Origin of the sequence: Rhodococcus mengyinensis (genome assembly GCF_048381435.1) — a bacterium.
GTDB lineage: Bacteria > Actinomycetota > Actinomycetes > Mycobacteriales > Mycobacteriaceae > Rhodococcus_F > Rhodococcus_F opacus_D.
The window spans coordinates 93,192-108,596 of record NZ_JBLWIT010000148.1; the positions used below are offsets into that span (position 1 = coordinate 93,192).

General features: G+C 64.7%; 14 protein-coding genes. 13 read left to right on the plus strand and 1 reads right to left on the minus strand.

Features of this window, described 5'->3' with window-relative positions:
• Positions 1-23 precede the first annotated feature (23 nt).
• Positions 24-1,382 (minus strand): C40 family peptidase, encoded by a 1,359-nt coding sequence (locus ACNJ7E_RS38625; protein ID WP_128641250.1) that lies wholly within the window; start codon positions 1,380-1,382, stop codon positions 24-26.
• A gap of 307 nt (positions 1,383-1,689) precedes the next feature.
• Between ACNJ7E_RS38625 and ACNJ7E_RS38630 the strand changes: the two genes are divergently transcribed.
• The 13 genes from ACNJ7E_RS38630 to ACNJ7E_RS38690 all read left to right on the plus strand — a co-directional run bounded on the left by ACNJ7E_RS38630 (position 1,690) and on the right by ACNJ7E_RS38690 (position 15,259).
• Entirely contained in the window at positions 1,690-2,793 is a 1,104-nt protein-coding gene (locus ACNJ7E_RS38630) for an NAD(P)-dependent alcohol dehydrogenase (protein ID WP_280781277.1), read from the plus strand.
• Between the two features lie 55 nt (positions 2,794-2,848).
• Positions 2,849-3,643 (plus strand): MlaE family ABC transporter permease, encoded by a 795-nt coding sequence (locus ACNJ7E_RS38635; RefSeq protein WP_009475479.1) that lies wholly within the window; start codon positions 2,849-2,851, stop codon positions 3,641-3,643.
• A gap of 141 nt (positions 3,644-3,784) precedes the next feature.
• Positions 3,785-4,561 (plus strand): MlaE family ABC transporter permease, encoded by a 777-nt coding sequence (locus ACNJ7E_RS38640; protein WP_037231384.1) that lies wholly within the window; start codon positions 3,785-3,787, stop codon positions 4,559-4,561.
• Position 4,562: 1 nt separating this feature from the next.
• Positions 4,563-5,726: an MCE family protein gene (locus ACNJ7E_RS38645; RefSeq protein ID WP_370182385.1), complete on the plus strand. Its 1,164-nt coding sequence runs from the start codon at positions 4,563-4,565 to the stop codon at positions 5,724-5,726.
• Positions 5,726-6,733 carry an MCE family protein gene (locus ACNJ7E_RS38650; RefSeq protein ID WP_112300197.1) on the plus strand — a complete coding sequence of 336 codons (1,008 nt, stop codon included), beginning with the start codon at positions 5,726-5,728 and terminating at the stop codon, positions 6,731-6,733. The genes ACNJ7E_RS38645 and ACNJ7E_RS38650 overlap by 1 nt, the downstream gene beginning before the upstream one ends.
• On the plus strand, positions 6,733-7,734 hold the full coding sequence (locus ACNJ7E_RS38655; protein ID WP_037231341.1) for an MCE family protein: 1,002 nt from the start codon (positions 6,733-6,735) through the stop codon (positions 7,732-7,734). The genes ACNJ7E_RS38650 and ACNJ7E_RS38655 overlap by 1 nt, the downstream gene beginning before the upstream one ends.
• Complete coding sequence (locus tag ACNJ7E_RS38660; RefSeq protein ID WP_418342302.1) at positions 7,734-8,948, plus strand: MCE family protein; 1,215 nt, start codon at positions 7,734-7,736, stop codon at positions 8,946-8,948. The genes ACNJ7E_RS38655 and ACNJ7E_RS38660 overlap by 1 nt, the downstream gene beginning before the upstream one ends.
• Positions 8,945-10,084 (plus strand): MCE family protein, encoded by a 1,140-nt coding sequence (locus ACNJ7E_RS38665; protein ID WP_418342303.1) that lies wholly within the window; start codon positions 8,945-8,947, stop codon positions 10,082-10,084. Before ACNJ7E_RS38660 ends, ACNJ7E_RS38665 begins: the two co-directional genes overlap by 4 nt.
• Positions 10,084-11,568 carry an MCE family protein gene (locus tag ACNJ7E_RS38670; protein ID WP_043779320.1) on the plus strand — a complete coding sequence of 495 codons (1,485 nt, stop codon included), beginning with the start codon at positions 10,084-10,086 and terminating at the stop codon, positions 11,566-11,568. The genes ACNJ7E_RS38665 and ACNJ7E_RS38670 overlap by 1 nt, the downstream gene beginning before the upstream one ends.
• Positions 11,544-12,125 (plus strand): hypothetical protein, encoded by a 582-nt coding sequence (locus ACNJ7E_RS38675; protein WP_280781270.1) that lies wholly within the window; start codon positions 11,544-11,546, stop codon positions 12,123-12,125. The genes ACNJ7E_RS38670 and ACNJ7E_RS38675 overlap by 25 nt, the downstream gene beginning before the upstream one ends.
• Positions 12,122-12,652, plus strand: coding sequence for a hypothetical protein (locus ACNJ7E_RS38680; protein ID WP_280781269.1), 531 nt, complete (start codon positions 12,122-12,124; stop codon positions 12,650-12,652). The genes ACNJ7E_RS38675 and ACNJ7E_RS38680 overlap by 4 nt, the downstream gene beginning before the upstream one ends.
• A 56-nt stretch (positions 12,653-12,708) precedes the next feature.
• A complete protein-coding gene (locus ACNJ7E_RS38685) occupies positions 12,709-13,746 on the plus strand; it encodes an ABC transporter ATP-binding protein (RefSeq protein WP_418342304.1) in 1,038 nt (345 codons plus the stop codon).
• A gap of 67 nt (positions 13,747-13,813) precedes the next feature.
• Positions 13,814-15,259 carry an aldehyde dehydrogenase gene (locus ACNJ7E_RS38690; RefSeq protein ID WP_418342305.1) on the plus strand — a complete coding sequence of 482 codons (1,446 nt, stop codon included), beginning with the start codon at positions 13,814-13,816 and terminating at the stop codon, positions 15,257-15,259.
• Positions 15,260-15,405: the final 146 nt, after the last annotated feature.

Genomic DNA, 15,405 nt, shown 5'->3' on the forward strand with positions numbered 1-15,405 from the left:
CACTTCGCGTTCCGAGGTGCCGTTCACACCACCCGACGAGCCTTCATCCCCTCGAAGACCGGTGCGACGCGAACCACGTCGCCGGTCGTCGGGGCGTGGACCATCTGCCCGTTCCCGACGTAGATCGCGACATGCCCGGGGCCCGCCGGGCCCCAGTTCCCAAACAGCAGATCTCCCGGCATCGCATCCGCGAGCGGAACCTCCACACCGACATTCCACTGCGTCTCGGAGGTGCGGGGAAGGGAAAACCCGGACGTGGCCGCGTGGACGGCATAGGACGTCAGACCGGAGCAGTCGAACCCGCCTGCCGAAGGGCCATTCACGTTACCGCCGCCCCACACGTACGGGAGACCGAGATACCGGACGGCGGCTTCGACGATCTTGCCGCCGATGCCGTCCGCCCCGCCTCCGAAGATCCCGAGAAGCGAGGCATATCGCGACTCGGAAGCGCGGATCTTCGCAACGTAGGGCTTCGTCTGATTCTCGTAATCTGCTTCACCCGAGGGCATACCGCGATGCAGTCGAACGGCGCCGACGCCCGCGTTGTACCCCGCGATCGTGAGGTCGAGCGTGTCGCCGACCACCTCTCCCTGCGATTTCCACTGCTCGATCTGCTCGTACATGTCGCAGAGAAGGTGGCCCGAGGCCATCACCGAGTCTGCGACGTCGAGGATGTCGGCCTTCCCGTCGCCGTCGGCGTCCTTGCCGTACCTTGCCCAGGTGGCCGGCATGAACTGGCCCGGACCGCGAGCGCCGGACGGCGACACCGGAGCAGTGACACCATAGCGAAAGCCGTTCTCCGCGGAGTACAGCGCGGCAAGAACGGGCGCCTTCACGCCGTCGCAGATGGCGCCCGCCTTCTGGAACCACGGAACGAACACGGCGATCGAACCGATAGCCGACGACGTCGCTGCGGAGGGATCGAGCACCGACGGCACCCATTGCGACAGCACACCATCACTCTCTCCCTGCGCAAGTGCATCGTTCGCCGTCGGTGACGGCCACCATGACGGGGAATACGGCTCCGTAGCGACCGGCCCGGAGGACTGTGGACTCACGTTGCCCTCAGGTCGGGGATCTCTGGGAGGCAACGGATCCTGCGGGGGTGCCGGCACCGGCGCGGGAGGTAGATATGGTGCTACCGCGTCCGCAACGGCAACGGCCGCGGCGTCGACAGCTCGACGAGCCGGGTCCTGAACTTCTGGGGGCAGATTCGCAATGGCCTGGTCGATCTGCGCGTCGAACCCCGGTGCGGCCTCTACGATCGACTGAACCTGTTGCGTCGCAATGCCTTGCGCGGGCTCTGGCAGATCCGTTCCATGCACGATGCCCCCGATTGCCGCGGCTACCCCGACGATGATCGCCGAAGGATCAACAGACATTCGTTTCCTCCTGAAGTGTGAGCCAGGCCAAAGAAACCCTGAGATGTGACTCGAGTCTCTCGCGCCCGCCTTCGTCACCGCGTCGCACCAGAGGGTGGTTCGGGTACTTCATCGGAGCGACGGTCGGTCATCCCACGATGTGGCCCCGAGTTCCCACCTCCCCCCACCGGGGGGGTGAAGGGGGAGATTGGAGCGAACTTGCCCTTCACCCCTGTTTTTCACCCTTGTGACCTACCTAACATCACCCGTACGGAAGTGATGCCCGCCTACGGGTGAACGCCGAAACAACCTGAATCTAGGAGCAATCGTGCAGATCAGCGCCGCCGTAATCAACGAAGTCTCGGGAGACTTCGCCATCGAGACCGTGTCTCTGAGCGAACCCACGGAACACGAAGTCCTCGTCGAGATCGCCGGCGTCGGTCTCTGCCACACCGACCTGGCCGTCAAAGAGGGGCATCTCCCGTTCCCCCTCCCGGGCGTCGTCGGCCACGAAGGCAGCGGCACGGTCGTGGGAGTCGGATCGGGGGTCACCAAGGTTGCTGAGGGCGACAGGGTCGCCATCAGCTTCAACAGTTGTGGCCAGTGCGCCCACTGTGGCAAGGGCGAGCCTGCCTACTGCCACAATTTCATGGCATTCAACTTCGGGGGCGGGCGCCCGGACGGCAGTTCGGCACTCACCTCGGGAGACACCACGCTCGGCGGCAACTTCTTCGGCCAGTCCTCCCTCGCGACACATGCCATCGCTCACGAGCGCAATGTCGTGAAGGTCGCGGACGACGCCCCTCTCGAACTCGTCGGTCCGCTCGGCTGTGGAATCCAGACCGGCGCGGGCGCGGTGTTGAACTCGCTCGACGTCGCTCCGGGGTCGTCACTGGTCGTCGTCGGAGCCGGTTCGGTCGGCCTGGCGGCAGTGCTCGCTGCCGTGGTCCGCGAGGTCGGCACGATCATCGTCGTCGAGCCTCACGAGTCGCGGCGCGAGCTCGCGCTCTCCCTCGGCGCTACCCACGTGGTCGATCCGGCCAACGGTGCACTCTCCGAGCAGATCCGGGCAATCGTTCCCGACGGCGCCGACTATGCCATCGATACGACCGCCCTACTTCCCGTGCTGGACCAGATCTTGCAGGCACTGGGTGTCCGGGGCTCCCTCGGCCTCATCGGGGTCCCCGCCGACCCGACCGCCACACTCCCGATCGGCATGATGCCGACGCAGCTGTTCGGTCACACGATTCGCGGGATCGTCGAGGGAGATGCCGACCCCGACACGTTCATTCCTCACCTTCTCGATCTCCACCGTCAGGGCAAGTTCCCGTTCGACAAGTTGATCACGACGATGCCTTTCTCCCAGATCAACGAGGCTGTGGCCGTGCAACATCGAGGTGAGGCGGTGAAGGTCGTCCTCGTCCACGAGTGATGACCAACCCTGTTTGCCCGTCGGATGCTCCGGAAACAGTGAGAAAGGCTGGTCGATGTCTGTAGATCTGAAAGCACGCCCGCCGAAGGCGAGTGCTGTCCGGAAGGCCGTCCAGGTCGCGCCGACGGCGGTCGGCGCGTTCTACGCGACGTCGATGGAGACGTTCCGATGCATGTTCAAGCGCCCCTTCCACGCTCGCGAGTTCGTTCAGCAGGCGTGGTTCATCGCCGGTGTGTCGATCATGCCGGCGCTGCTGATGGCGATTCCCTTCTGCATGATGTTCGTCTATCAGATCAACATCCTGCTGGCCGAGATCGGTGCGGTCGACCTCAGTGGCGCCGGCGCCGGCGTCGCGATCATTCGGGAAATCGGCCCGGTTGTCACGGTTCTCGTCGTGGCAGGTGCCGGCTCGACCGCGATCTGCGCCGACCTGGGTTCACGGACGATTCGTGAAGAGATCGACGCGATGAAGGTGCTGGGGATCGATCCGATTCAACGCCTGGTTGTGCCGAGGGTGCTGGCGTCGACTTTGATCGGGATGTTCCTGAACGGCCTCGTTTCGGCGGTCGGCCTGGTGGGCGGATATATCGCGACCGTCTACATGCAGGGTGCGTCGCCGGGCCAGTACGTCACGGCGATCTCGATCCTGACCAAACTGCCCGACTTCCTCGTCAGCGAGGTGAAAGCGGCGGTGTTCGGCCTGCTAGCTGGCCTCGTCGCGTGCCATTTGGGACTCAACGCGAAGGGCGGACCCAAGGGCGTCGGAGACGCAGTGAACCAGACCGTCGTGTTCAGCTTTCTGCTGCTTTTCCTCGCCAACTCGGTTATCACGACTCTCGCGCTGCACTGACAGCGCTCCACCTCAAGCCGCGAAGACGGCTGTCAACGGGAGAATTCTGTGTCGAAAGCTACTCGGGCCACCGGCGCGAGACCCAGGGTTGCCAAGGTCGCGCTCAGCGTGGTCGACGCACCGATCGGCCACATGGAGGAGATGGGGCGACAGCTCCACTTCTACAGCCATGCCGTCACCGCGATTCCACGCACTTTCCGGCGGTACCGGAAGGAAACGCTCCGGCTACTCGCCGAGGTCAGCATGGGCACCGGCGCCCTCGCGGTCATCGGAGGAACTCTCGTCGTCATCTCCCTGCTCACCACCGCCGTCGGATACGAAGTGGGCCAGCAGGGTGCTACCTCGATGGGGCGCATCGGGATCGGCGCGCTGTCCGGATTCATCTCGGCGTTCTTCAATACCCGGGAGGCCATTCCGGTCATCGCAGGTATTGCGCTGACGGCGACGGTCGGTGCGGGTTTCACCGCACAACTCGGCGCGATGCGCGTGAGCGAGGAGATCGATGCCATGGAGACCATGTCCATTCCGTCGCTCCCCTACCTGGTGACGACCCGGGTGATGGCCGGGATCATCGCGGTGATTCCGCTGTATGCGGTGGCGTTGTTCGTCGGATACGTCGCCACCCAGCTCGTCACCGAATACCTCGGCGAGGCGAGCGGAACGTACCAGCACTACTTCAACGTATTCCTCGTGCCCAGCGACGTCGCGTGGTCGATGGTGAAGGTCCTCGCGATGTCGGTGGTGGTGATGTGTGTGCACTGCTACCACGGTTACAACGCGAAGGGCGGGCCGGCGGGAGTCGGCGTCGCGGTCGGGCGGGCCGTGCGCACCTCCTTGATCGCGATCATGGTCATCGACCTGCTCATCGGAATCGCCGTCTACGGTGGCTCCGCCGGCGCCGTGAAAGTGGCGGGCTGACATGGGTGGCCATATCGAAGAGCGAAGCCGCCTGGTGTATGTGCTCCTGGGTGTGTGTCTGGTGACGCTGTTCGCGATCGCGACGGCGGTATCCGTCGGCGTCTATCGCGGATCGTTCGCCTCGACCGTCCCGGTGACGTTGTATTCGGCGCGGTCGGGTCTCATGCTCGAACCCGGATCCGATATCAAGATGAGAGACGTCGTCGTCGGCCGGGTCTCGAAGGTGCAGCTGGTGGACGACCAGGCCCAGATCACCATGGACATCGACGAGAGCCGGACGTCGGCGATACCGGAGAACATCACTGCCGTGATCGATCCGACCACATTGTTCGGCCGCAAGTTCGTCACACTCGTGCAGCCGGAACATCCCTCGGCGACCACTGTGTCGGCGGGCTCGGTAGTCCGGGGCACCGGCGTGGCCACCGAGGTGAACGACCTCCTCGACTCGCTGGTGACGGTGCTGCGCACTGTGGAACCACAGAAGGTCAACGCGACGTTGAGTGCGTTGTCCACGTCGCTGCAGGGCCGCGGCGACCAACTCGGTGACATGATGGTCGAGCTCGACACGTACCTGTCCGAGTTCAACGGCAGTCTTCCCACGTTGCAGCGCGATCTGGTCAAGGGTGCCGAGGTCTCCGAGGTCCTCGCCGACGCCGCTCCGGACCTCCTTCGGACCGTCGACCATGTCAGCACCACCGGTGACACGGTGACCGAGAAGGAGGACCAGTTCAGCGCGTTCCTGCTCAGTTTCAGCAGCTTCGGCAACAGCGGACGAAGTTTCTTCGAGGCCTCCGGTGACCCGTTGGAGAAGTCGCTGGATGCGCTGGAACCGACTACGGCACTGCTCGCGCAGAATGCGCCGATGTATCCGTGCTTCCTGGCGAGCATGGACCAGACCAACAAATATCTCGAACGCACCGTCGGTGGTAGTGATCAGGCCGGGCTGAACATCCTCGGCACCCTGTTGATGGGCGATCCGCCGTACACGTACCCGGAGAACGCGCCGAAGAACGGTGCGGACGGCGCACCGCGGTGTTACGACCTCGCGCAGGCACCCGGGCACACCGATTTCGACGACGGCAGCAAGGCATATCAGCCCGCGCGTGGTGTCGAAGACCTGATCGGCAATCCGTTCGCGCAGTTCATGTTCGGAGGTGGGCGCTGATGACCAAGGCACCCGGAATCAAGTTGCTGATCTTCGTCCTGGTCACCTCGTTGACCGGATTCGGTGTGGCGACGGTGGTGGGCAACATGCGCTTCGGCAGCACCAACACGTATCAGGCCGTCTTCGCCAACGCGTCCGGACTGGGCAACGGCGAGGACGTCAAGGTCGGCGGTGTGCCGATGGGCAAGGTGAAAGGGGTGGAGTTGGCAGCGGACGGCACCGCGGTGGTGTCGTTCTCCCTGTCCACCGAGCGCCCTCTGACGGAGGGGACCACGGCACGGATCAAGTACAAGAACCTGATCGGTGACCGTTACGTGGAGTTGTCGAACGGACCGGGTGCCATCGGTGCGCTCGACGGCCCGATTCCACTCCAGCAGACCACCCCGGCACTCGACCTCGACCAGGTGGTCAACGGGTTCCGGCCCCTCCTGCAGGGGCTCGACCCGGATCAGACCAATCAACTGTCCGCCTCCCTGATCGAGGTACTCAACGGCCAGGAGGCGAGCATCGGGCGTCTGGTGAGTCAGATCGGGTCCTTGAGCAACACGCTGGCGGACCGGGATCAGGCGATCGGTCAAGTGGTGAGCAACTTCAACACCGTCGTCGGGACCGTGAACGATCGCGGTGACCAGTTTTCGACGCTCATCGATCAGCTTCAGCGGCTGGTCGCGGGCCTCGACGGTGACCGTGATCTGATCACCAACTCCCTGGTGAACATCGACCACGTCACCGACAGTCTCTCGAGTGTGCTCGACCAGAACCGGCCGGCGATCGCGCAGGACGTCGTCGCATTGGGTGATCTCGCGGGCAACCTCAACGCCAACACCGACACCCTGAACATGGTGCTCTCCACATTGCCCGAGAACTACCGCCTCATCAGCCGCGTCGCGGGCTACGGCAGTTTCGTGAACTTCTTCGTCTGTGGTCTCGCGATCAAGTACGCGTCCGGGCCCGGTCCCGGCGGAGTCACACCGATGTTCAAGGCTCCCGCAGAAAGGTGCCAGTAATGGCTCAGAAATCCTTCCTCGAGCGGGATGCGTTCCGCATGGGCCTGATCGGAACAGCGGTCCTGATCGGGGTCCTGTTCCTCGCGCTCAATTTCAAGTCCATCCCCGGTATCAGCGGGGCCACCACCTACCATGCCGAGTTCGCTGATGCCAGCGGCCTCGCCGTCGGTGACACGACACAAATTGCCGGAGTGAAAGTCGGTGAGGTGAAGAAGCTTTCGATCAGCGACGGAAAGGTCGACGTCGAGTTCGACGTCGACAGTGGCGCGGTCGGGCTCGGTGACGACACCACGGCAGCGATCAAGGTTGAAACTGCTCTCGGTCGGCGGTACGTGGAGATCACTCCCGGGCGTCACGGCGAACTCGCCGACAACGCGACCATCCCCCTCGCACAGACCAGCTCGGGATACGACATCACGCGGGCGCTCGAGGAAGTCACCGACAAGGTGTCCGAGACCGACACCGTCAACCTGTCCGGCGCACTCGAGCAGGTCTCTTCGGTTGAAGACGAGCTTCCGCCGGACCTGCGGTCCTCTCTCGACGGCCTGTCCCGCCTGTCCGCGACGGTATCGAGCCGGGACGAGGAACTGCGTCGGTTGCTCGCGGGTGCGGCCGATGTGTCCAAGATCCTCGCGGATCGGGACGGCCAGGTTTCCGCGCTGTTCGGCCAAGGCCAGTCGCTCTTCGCCGCGCTGAACAACCGGGCGGACACCATCCATCGCGTCCTCGTGCAGTCCCGTCAGGTGGCCGACGCGCTCACCGGGCTGTCCCGCGACAACGCGGCAACACTCGGACCCACTCTCGATCAGATGAAGACTCTGGTGGCCACATTGAACAGCAATTACGACAACATCAACGCATCGCTCACCGGCCTCGAACGGTTCGCGAGGCAGGTCGGTGAGGCGGTGGGCAGCGGACCGTTCTTCGGGGTGCTGCTGCACAACATCGTCCCGGCCAATCTGTCCGGGCAGCTTCCGGGAAGTTTCGGGGGGCCGCGCTGATGGCATCGGTACGCGAAATGGCACGGGAACTGCCGGCAAGGCTGTTCGCCGTGATGATCGCCGTGGCCCTCGTCGGGTTGCTGACGGCCGCCTGGATCGAAAACCACTCCGTCAACCACGTCACGGCCTACTTCCGGAACACCACCGGCATGTACGTCGGAGACCGGGTGATGATTCTCGGCGTCGAGGTCGGCCGCATCACGACGATCGAACCGGACGGCGAACGCGTCCGGGTGGAGTTCGACTACGACAACGAGTACGACGTCCCCGCCGACGCGAAGGCTGCGGTCGTCGCCCCGACCCTGGTGACCGGCCGCTACATTCAGCTCGCACCGGCGTACTCGGGTGGACCGACCCTGTCGGACGGTGACGAGATCCCCCTCGACCGGACCGCCGTGCCGGTCGAGTTCGACGAGATCAAGAAGCAGGTGGTCAAGCTCAGCGAGGATGCGGGCCGCACCCCGGAGCACCCGGACGGTTCCCTCAATCGCTTCGTGAGCAGCACCGCCCACACGCTGGACGGAACGGGCAGCGCGCTGCACGATTCCCTCACCCACCTCTCGGACGCCGCCACCACACTGAACGCGAGCGGCGAGGATCTGTTCGGCACCGTCGAGAACCTGCAGAAGTTCACCACCGCCCTCGCCGCGAGCGACCAGCAGATCCGGGCGTTCAGCGGTGAACTGGCCAACGTGTCGGGACTGCTCAACGCGAACCGGACCGAACTCGACGCACTGCTCAGCAGCATGCTGACCACGTTCCAGGAAGTCACGAAGTTCGTCGAAGACAACCGTGGGGCACTGGTCGAGAATACCGGGCAGCTCGAAACCATCACCCGGTTGCTCGTCGACCGGCAGGACACCCTGATGTCGATCCTGCACGCCGGACCGACGGCGCTGTCGGACTTCTACAACATCTACGATCCCGACGCCAACTCACTCACGGGTGCCCTCGCCGTGCCCGAGATGCCGGACCCGCGCTCGCTCATCTGCGCGCTCTTGACCACGGTCAACGCACCGGCGAATGAATGCGCGACTGCTGCAGGAGCTTTCGCCGCACCCCTGGCCAATGCGGCCGTGCAACAGGCAACGTCGGCACCGGTCGCCAATCCGACTCCGCCGGCGGGCGTTCCGGGATCCCCCGGCCCGAGTGATCCCGTTTCCTCCATCACCACGAGTCTCCAGAACCTCATTCTTCCGGAGGGACCACGATGACGAACTCAATTCGGAGGTCGGCGCTCACCGCGACCATGCTCGTCGGCGTTGTGGCCGCGGCGGCCGGGTGCCGATTCGACGGAATCAATTCGATCGGACTGCCCGGCAACGTGGTCGGAGGTGACGCACACGAGGTGACGGTCGAACTGGCGGACATCCAAAATCTGGTGGGAAACTCGCCGGTGAAGGCCAACAACGTCATCGTGGGGAACATCAGCCACATCACGGGTGACAACTGGGGCGCCAAACTGACACTCGAAATCGATCCCGAGGCCGAGATCCCGGCGAACGTCAGCGCCAAGCTCGCGCAAACCAGCGTGCTCGGCTCCCAGTACCTCGAGCTGACGGTGCCGCCCGGTGTCGACGCGGTCGGCGCACTCGCCGACGGCGACGTGATCCCCCTCGACCGCACCAGTCAGTACCCGTCCACGGAGGAGGTGCTCTCTGCGCTGGCCCTCGTACTCAACGGCAGTGGTTTGCAACAGATCCGCACCGTGACCTCCGAACTCAATCGTGTTCTGGGTGGCCGCGAGGAATCGTTGCGCAGCCTCTTCGGCAACCTCGAAGAGTTCGTCGGCGGAGTCGACCAGCAGCGCGACGACATCGTCCGCGCGATCGACGGGCTCGACCGCCTGGGCGCGGAACTCGCCAGCCAGAATCAGACGATCGACCGAGGCATCACCTCGATCCAGCCGGCGATGCAGATCCTGGACGAGCAGCAGAAGCAACTCACGACCATGCTGAACGACGTGGGACGGTTCGGCGAGATCGCCACGAAGGTGCTCGAGAGCAGCCGCAAGGATCTCGACGCGAATCTGCGGTCGCTGCAGCCGGTGCTCTCGCAGCTCGCCGCGGCCGGCGATCACCTTCCGGAAGCACTGAAGATCGCGGCGACGGTCCCGTTCCCGGTGACCACCACTCAGCGCGCCATCAAGGGTGACTACATGAATCTCTTCCTCACGCTCGACGTCAGCGCCGAGACGGTAGGCGGCAAGGTTCTCGGCAGCATTCCCCTCGACGAGTTGGCGGGACTGAACCCGGCTCGCCAAGCGGTGAATCCGCTGTTGGCACCCACCGGTGCAACGACATCCGGCGGACCCGCAACGTCCGCACCGAAGAACGGAGCACCGCGCTGATGAGATCGAAACTCGTTCGCTTCCAGCTCATCGTCTTCAGCGTGGTGGCAGTTCTCGCGGTCGGCAACGCTGCGGTCAACTATCTCGGGCTGAAGAGGGTCACCGGGATCGGCATGTACACGATCACGGCGGAGTTCGACCGCGCCGGAGGACTCTATGTGAACTCCCTGGTGACGTATCGCGGCGTCGACGTCGGCGTCGTGAAGTCGATCGACGTCCGCCCTGATCGGGCGTCCGCGGAACTGCAGCTCGATTCGGACTTCGCTGTTCCGGCGAACAGCCAGGCATTCGTCCGCAGCGTCTCGGCCATCGGCGAGCAGTATCTGGACATCGTTCCTGCGTCCTCGGAGGGCCCCTTCCTCGAGGACGGCGACGTGATCACCGAGCAGAACACCGAGATCCCGGTGCCCGCCTCCGAGGTCGTCGACAAGGTGAACGTGCTCCTGTCGGAGCTGCCCAAGGATGATCTCCGGGTCACGGTCGACGAGGCCTACACCGCCTTCAACGGGGCGGGACCGGCCCTGTCGCGGCTCATCGACTCCTCGCGCCCGCTGATCGAACTCGCGCAGGCCAAGATCGGTTCCACCAGAACACTGCTCGATGACGCCGAACCCGTCCTCGAGGCCGGTGCCGACTCCCGCGCCGACATCGCGAGCTTCTCCCGTGATCTGTCCTCGTTCTCCGAGCAGTTGGTGATGAGCGACGCGCAGGTTCGCGGTGTCCTCGACAACGGTTCCCAGTTCTTCGACACGGTCAGCGGCACCCTGGACGACGTCCGCCCCACCGTTCCGCTGCTGCTGGCGAATCTCCAGACCGTGGGTGAGGTGGCACGGGTCAACATCCCCGGGATACAGCAGATCCTGGTGATCTATCCGGCGGTGTCCGCGTCGATCAACTACATGCACCGCGGAGTCCAAACTGACGACCGGGTGTACGGTCAGGGCGCCCTGGACGTCAAACTCGGCAACTCCGCGAACCCGCTCCCCTGCACCGAGGGTTACCAGGAAACGCAGCGCCGCGACCCCAGCGACGTCAGCTCGGCTCCGGCGCCGGAAAATTCCTACTGCAAGCTCCCGCAGGCAGATCCGCGGGTCGCACGTGGCGCACGGAATATCCCGTGCGCCACGAATCCCGCGGTGCGCACCGCCGAGATCGCGAACTGCCCCGGCGGCCTGCCGTCCACCTGGCCGGAAATGCTGGCACGGCCCGGACAACCGTATTCTCCCCCGTCGACCGACACCGGAGCACCGGACACGGGACCGATCGCGAACCGGCCGGCTCCCGAAGTTCCCGAACCCCTGACCGTCGCACCGGCTTCGTGGACGCCCCCGCAGGCGATTGTTCCCGACGGCACCACCAGCGTCCCGTATGACCCGATCACCGGGAACTTCCGGGCACCGAACGGCGATCTGTATTCGATCGCCAGCGTTTCTGCACCAAAGCTAGAGGAGGAATTGACATGGCAGGCACTACTGCTCCGGTAGAGGTCGAACCGGACCTCGATCACACCGGAAAAGATGCCACGGCCGCGACAGCCGACTCCGAGGTGCGTCAAAGTACCCGAGGGTTCATCGCGACGATGGCGGCAATCGCACTCGTCGCCCTCGCCGCCCTTGTCGTCGGCGGCGTCTCGTGGACGAACCTGCGAGCGGAGCAAGCAGCACAGTCACGAGACGAGCAGATACTGGAGACGGCCCGCCAAGTGGTCGTCAATCTGGTCACGCTGAGGCATCAGAGTGTGGACGAGGACATTCAGCGCGTCGCCGACGGCACCACCGGGCCGTTCCGGGAGCAGTTCACCAGTGCGTCCGGCAGCTTCGGTGACGTGCTGAACCAGGGCCAGGTGGAGTCGACCGGCGAAGTCAAGGAAGCCGGCCTGGTCACGTCCGACGACGAGCATGCCGTCGTCCTCGCCGCCGTGACGTCCACAGTGAAGAACACCGAGGCGCCCAACGGCGAGATCCGCGTCTATCGCATGAAGGTCTCTCTCGATTCGGTGGACGGCAACTGGCTCGTCTCAGATGTGGAGTTCGTAGCATGAGAAACACACTCGCCCGGATACCCGAAGCAGTCGCATCCTGGTCCTTCGCGCGGCGGCGGGCCACCCGATACCTCGCCGTGCTCCTCGCCGGTGGGCTCGTCGCGGCGACCGTCGCCATCGCTCTCCAGGTACACGATCGCCGCCAGATCGACACCGCGGAGGGGCAGGCGCGCGACCGCGCCACCCAACTGGTCGCCGACGTACTCTCCTACGACTTCAACACCATCGACGCCCACTTCGCCGACATCCTTCCCAGTCTCGGCGGAGACCTGCGCGGCCAGTTCGACAGCGTCGGCAAGGAGGTCATCATCCCGTCGGCGAAACAACGCCAGGTCGTGACCTCGGCGACCGTCGTCGAATCCTCCGTCGTCTCCGCGTCGGAACACGCAGTGACGCTGCTGTTCTTCGTCAACCAGTCGACCACCAGCACCGACAGTGCCGCCCCGAAATTGGACGGAAGCCGCGTCCGCGTCGGCATGACCGAACAGGAGGGTGCGTGGGTCATGACGGAAATGACCCCGGTCTGACCGGTTCCCCGAAATATGGGGATCAGCCGATGTTTTCGCAATAGTAGGAGGTAGTGGTGGGTGTCGAGGTATCCGTCGAAGGACTGACCAAGTCGTTCGGCTCGCAGAAGATCTGGCAGGACGTCTCGTTGACTCTTCCGGCCGGTGAGGTCAGTGCGTTGCTCGGGCCGTCGGGCACGGGTAAGTCGGTGTTCCTGAAATCGCTGATCGGTCTGCTCCGTCCGGAGCAGGGGTCGATCGTGATCGACGGCACCAACATTCTCGAGTGCTCCTCGAAGGAGCTGTACGAGATCCGCAAGCTGTTCGGGGTGCTGTTCCAGGACGGCGCCCTGTTCGGGTCGATGAACCTGTACGACAACGTCGCGTTCCCGCTGCGGGAGCACACCAAGAAATCCGAATCCGAGATCCGCACGATCGTGATGGAGAAGATGGAACTCGTCGGTCTACTGGGGGCAGAGGACAAGCTGCCTGGCGAGATCTCCGGAGGTATGCGCAAACGCGCCGGCCTCGCCCGCGCCCTGGTCCTCGACCCACAGATCATCCTCGTCGACGAACCCGACTCCGGACTCGACCCGGTGCGCACCACCTACATCTCCCAGACGCTGATCGACATCAACGCCGAGATCGACGCGACCATCCTGATCGTCTCGCACAACATCAACCTCGCCCGCACCGTTCCCGACAACATCGGCATGCTCTTCCGCCGGAAACTGGTGATGTTCGGACCCCGCGAGGTGCTACTCACCTCGGACGAACCGGTGGTCAAGCAGTTCCTCAACGGCACCATGATCGGCCCGATCGGCATGTCCGAGGAGAAGGACGAAGCCACCATGGCCGCCGAACAGGCCATGGTCGACGCCGGCCACCACGCCGGCGGTGTCGACGACGTCGAGGGCATCGTCCCGCAGATGAAGGCCACCCCGGGCATGCCGTTCCGCCAGGCGGTCGCCCGCCGCCAGGAACGCGTCCGCGAGATCATGCACACTCTGCCCGAGAGCGCCCAGATCGCCATCCAGGAAAGCTTCGAGGAGGGCTTCGGGACGTACGACACCGAGGAATTCCCGCTGTACGAGGAACCCCTCGAATCCGTGTAATCCGTCGTCCGAGCAAACGACTCGGCAAGAAGAGCAACACAACTCAGATCAACGAGAGGAACCCGTCATGACGACGAACAACAACGCCTTCTTCATCGGAGGCGAATGGCACGCGCCCACTTCGAGTGACGTGATCACGGTCGTGTCACCCAACGACGAGCAGGTGGTCGGTCACGCCCCCGACGGCGCCGAGGCCGATATGGACGCCGCTGTCGATGCGGCGCGCCAGGCCTTCGACGATCCCACCGGCTGGTCGCAGTGGGAGCCGTCGCGGCGAGCGGCGGCACTGAAGCGCCTCGCGGATGCGCTCGACAAGCGCGCACCCCAGATGGTCCAGGCTGTGAGCTCGCAGAACGGCATGCCCGTCGCCGTCGCGGAGAAGCTGGAAGCGGTCTTCCCGCAGATCCTGCTCCGCTATTACGCGGGCCTGATCGAGAACGACGGATTCGAGGAAACGCGTCCGGGCCTGCTGGGCGGGTCGACCCTCGTGACCAAGGCCCCGATCGGTGTGGTCGGCGCTATCGTTCCGTGGAACTTCCCGCAGGCGCTCGCCGCATTCAAGTATGCGCCGGCCCTCGCTGCCGGGTGCACGATCGTCATCAAGCCGTCCCCCGAAACAGTGCTCGACAGCTACGTCCTCGCCGAGGCGATCGAAGAGGCGGACCTTCCGGCCGGCGTGATCAACATCGTTCCCGGCGGCCGCGAACTGGGCGCGTACCTGGTCTCGCACCCCGGCATCGACAAGGTGGCGTTCACCGGGTCGTCTGCTGCCGGCCGCAACATCGCCGAGGCCTGCGGTCGCCTGCTCCGGCCGGTCACACTGGAACTGGGTGGCAAGTCGGCGGCCATCATCCTCGACGACGCGAACCTGGATCTCGCCACCGTCGGGGAGCAGTTGTTCGGCGCGACCATGTTGAACAACGGGCAGGTCTGCTACCTCGGCACCCGCGTGCTCGCACCGCAGTCGCGTTACCAGGAAGTGGTCGACACGTTCAGCGCTCTGGCCGGGTCGCTGACCGTGGGAAGTTCCCTCGACCCCGCCACGATGATCGGCCCCATGGCGAGCGCCCGGCAACGCGACCGCGTGGAGTCCTACATCGCGAAGGGCAAGGGCGACGGCGCCCGCATCACAGTCGGCGGCGGACGCCCCGAGGGCCTCGAAAAGGGATGGTTCGTCGAGCCGACCATCTTCGCTGACGTGGACAACAACTACACCATCGCCCAGGAGGAGATCTTCGGCCCGGTGCTCTCGATCATCTCGTACCGCGACGACGAGGAGGCGGTCCGCATCGCGAACGACAGCGACTTCGGGCTCGGTGGCACCGTCTTCACGGCCGATCACGACCACGGGGTCGCCGTCGCCCGGCGCGTCCAGACGGGAACGATCGGGATCAACGGCTACCTTCCCGATCCCACGGCACCCTTCGGTGGTGTCAAAGCCAGCGGCCTCGGCCGTGAATTGGGCCCGGAAGCACTCCCCGCCTACCTCGTGCAGAAGTCGATCTACCTGTGACACCCGGGTGCGGGTGCGGCACACGCGCCGTACCCGCACCCTCCACGGAGCACTCATCCCGACGGGGTATTTCCCTCATCCCAGAGGAGGAGAAGACGTCCGTTTCATACCTTTTTCCCACCCCGGTCGACATTATGGTTAGACCA

Bases quoted from the DNA above. Each gene is read 5' to 3' on its own strand.
- ACNJ7E_RS38670 (WP_043779320.1), top strand. From the start codon at position 10,084: ATGAGATCGAAACTCGTTCGCTTCCAGCTCATCGTCTTCAGCGTGGTG.
- ACNJ7E_RS38645 (WP_370182385.1), top strand. From the start codon at position 4,563: ATGGGTGGCCATATCGAAGAGCGAAGCCGCCTGGTGTATGTGCTCCTG.
- ACNJ7E_RS38650 (WP_112300197.1), top strand. From the start codon at position 5,726: ATGACCAAGGCACCCGGAATCAAGTTGCTGATCTTCGTCCTGGTCACC.
- ACNJ7E_RS38680 (WP_280781269.1), top strand. From the start codon at position 12,122: ATGAGAAACACACTCGCCCGGATACCCGAAGCAGTCGCATCCTGGTCC.
- ACNJ7E_RS38665 (WP_418342303.1), top strand. From the start codon at position 8,945: ATGACGAACTCAATTCGGAGGTCGGCGCTCACCGCGACCATGCTCGTC.
- ACNJ7E_RS38635 (WP_009475479.1), top strand. From the start codon at position 2,849: ATGTCTGTAGATCTGAAAGCACGCCCGCCGAAGGCGAGTGCTGTCCGG.
- ACNJ7E_RS38625 (WP_128641250.1), bottom strand. From the start codon at position 1,382: ATGTCTGTTGATCCTTCGGCGATCATCGTCGGGGTAGCCGCGGCAATC.
- ACNJ7E_RS38660 (WP_418342302.1), top strand. From the start codon at position 7,734: ATGGCATCGGTACGCGAAATGGCACGGGAACTGCCGGCAAGGCTGTTC.
- ACNJ7E_RS38690 (WP_418342305.1), top strand. From the start codon at position 13,814: ATGACGACGAACAACAACGCCTTCTTCATCGGAGGCGAATGGCACGCG.
- ACNJ7E_RS38655 (WP_037231341.1), top strand. From the start codon at position 6,733: ATGGCTCAGAAATCCTTCCTCGAGCGGGATGCGTTCCGCATGGGCCTG.
- ACNJ7E_RS38640 (WP_037231384.1), top strand. From the start codon at position 3,785: ATGGGGCGACAGCTCCACTTCTACAGCCATGCCGTCACCGCGATTCCA.
- ACNJ7E_RS38675 (WP_280781270.1), top strand. From the start codon at position 11,544: ATGGCAGGCACTACTGCTCCGGTAGAGGTCGAACCGGACCTCGATCAC.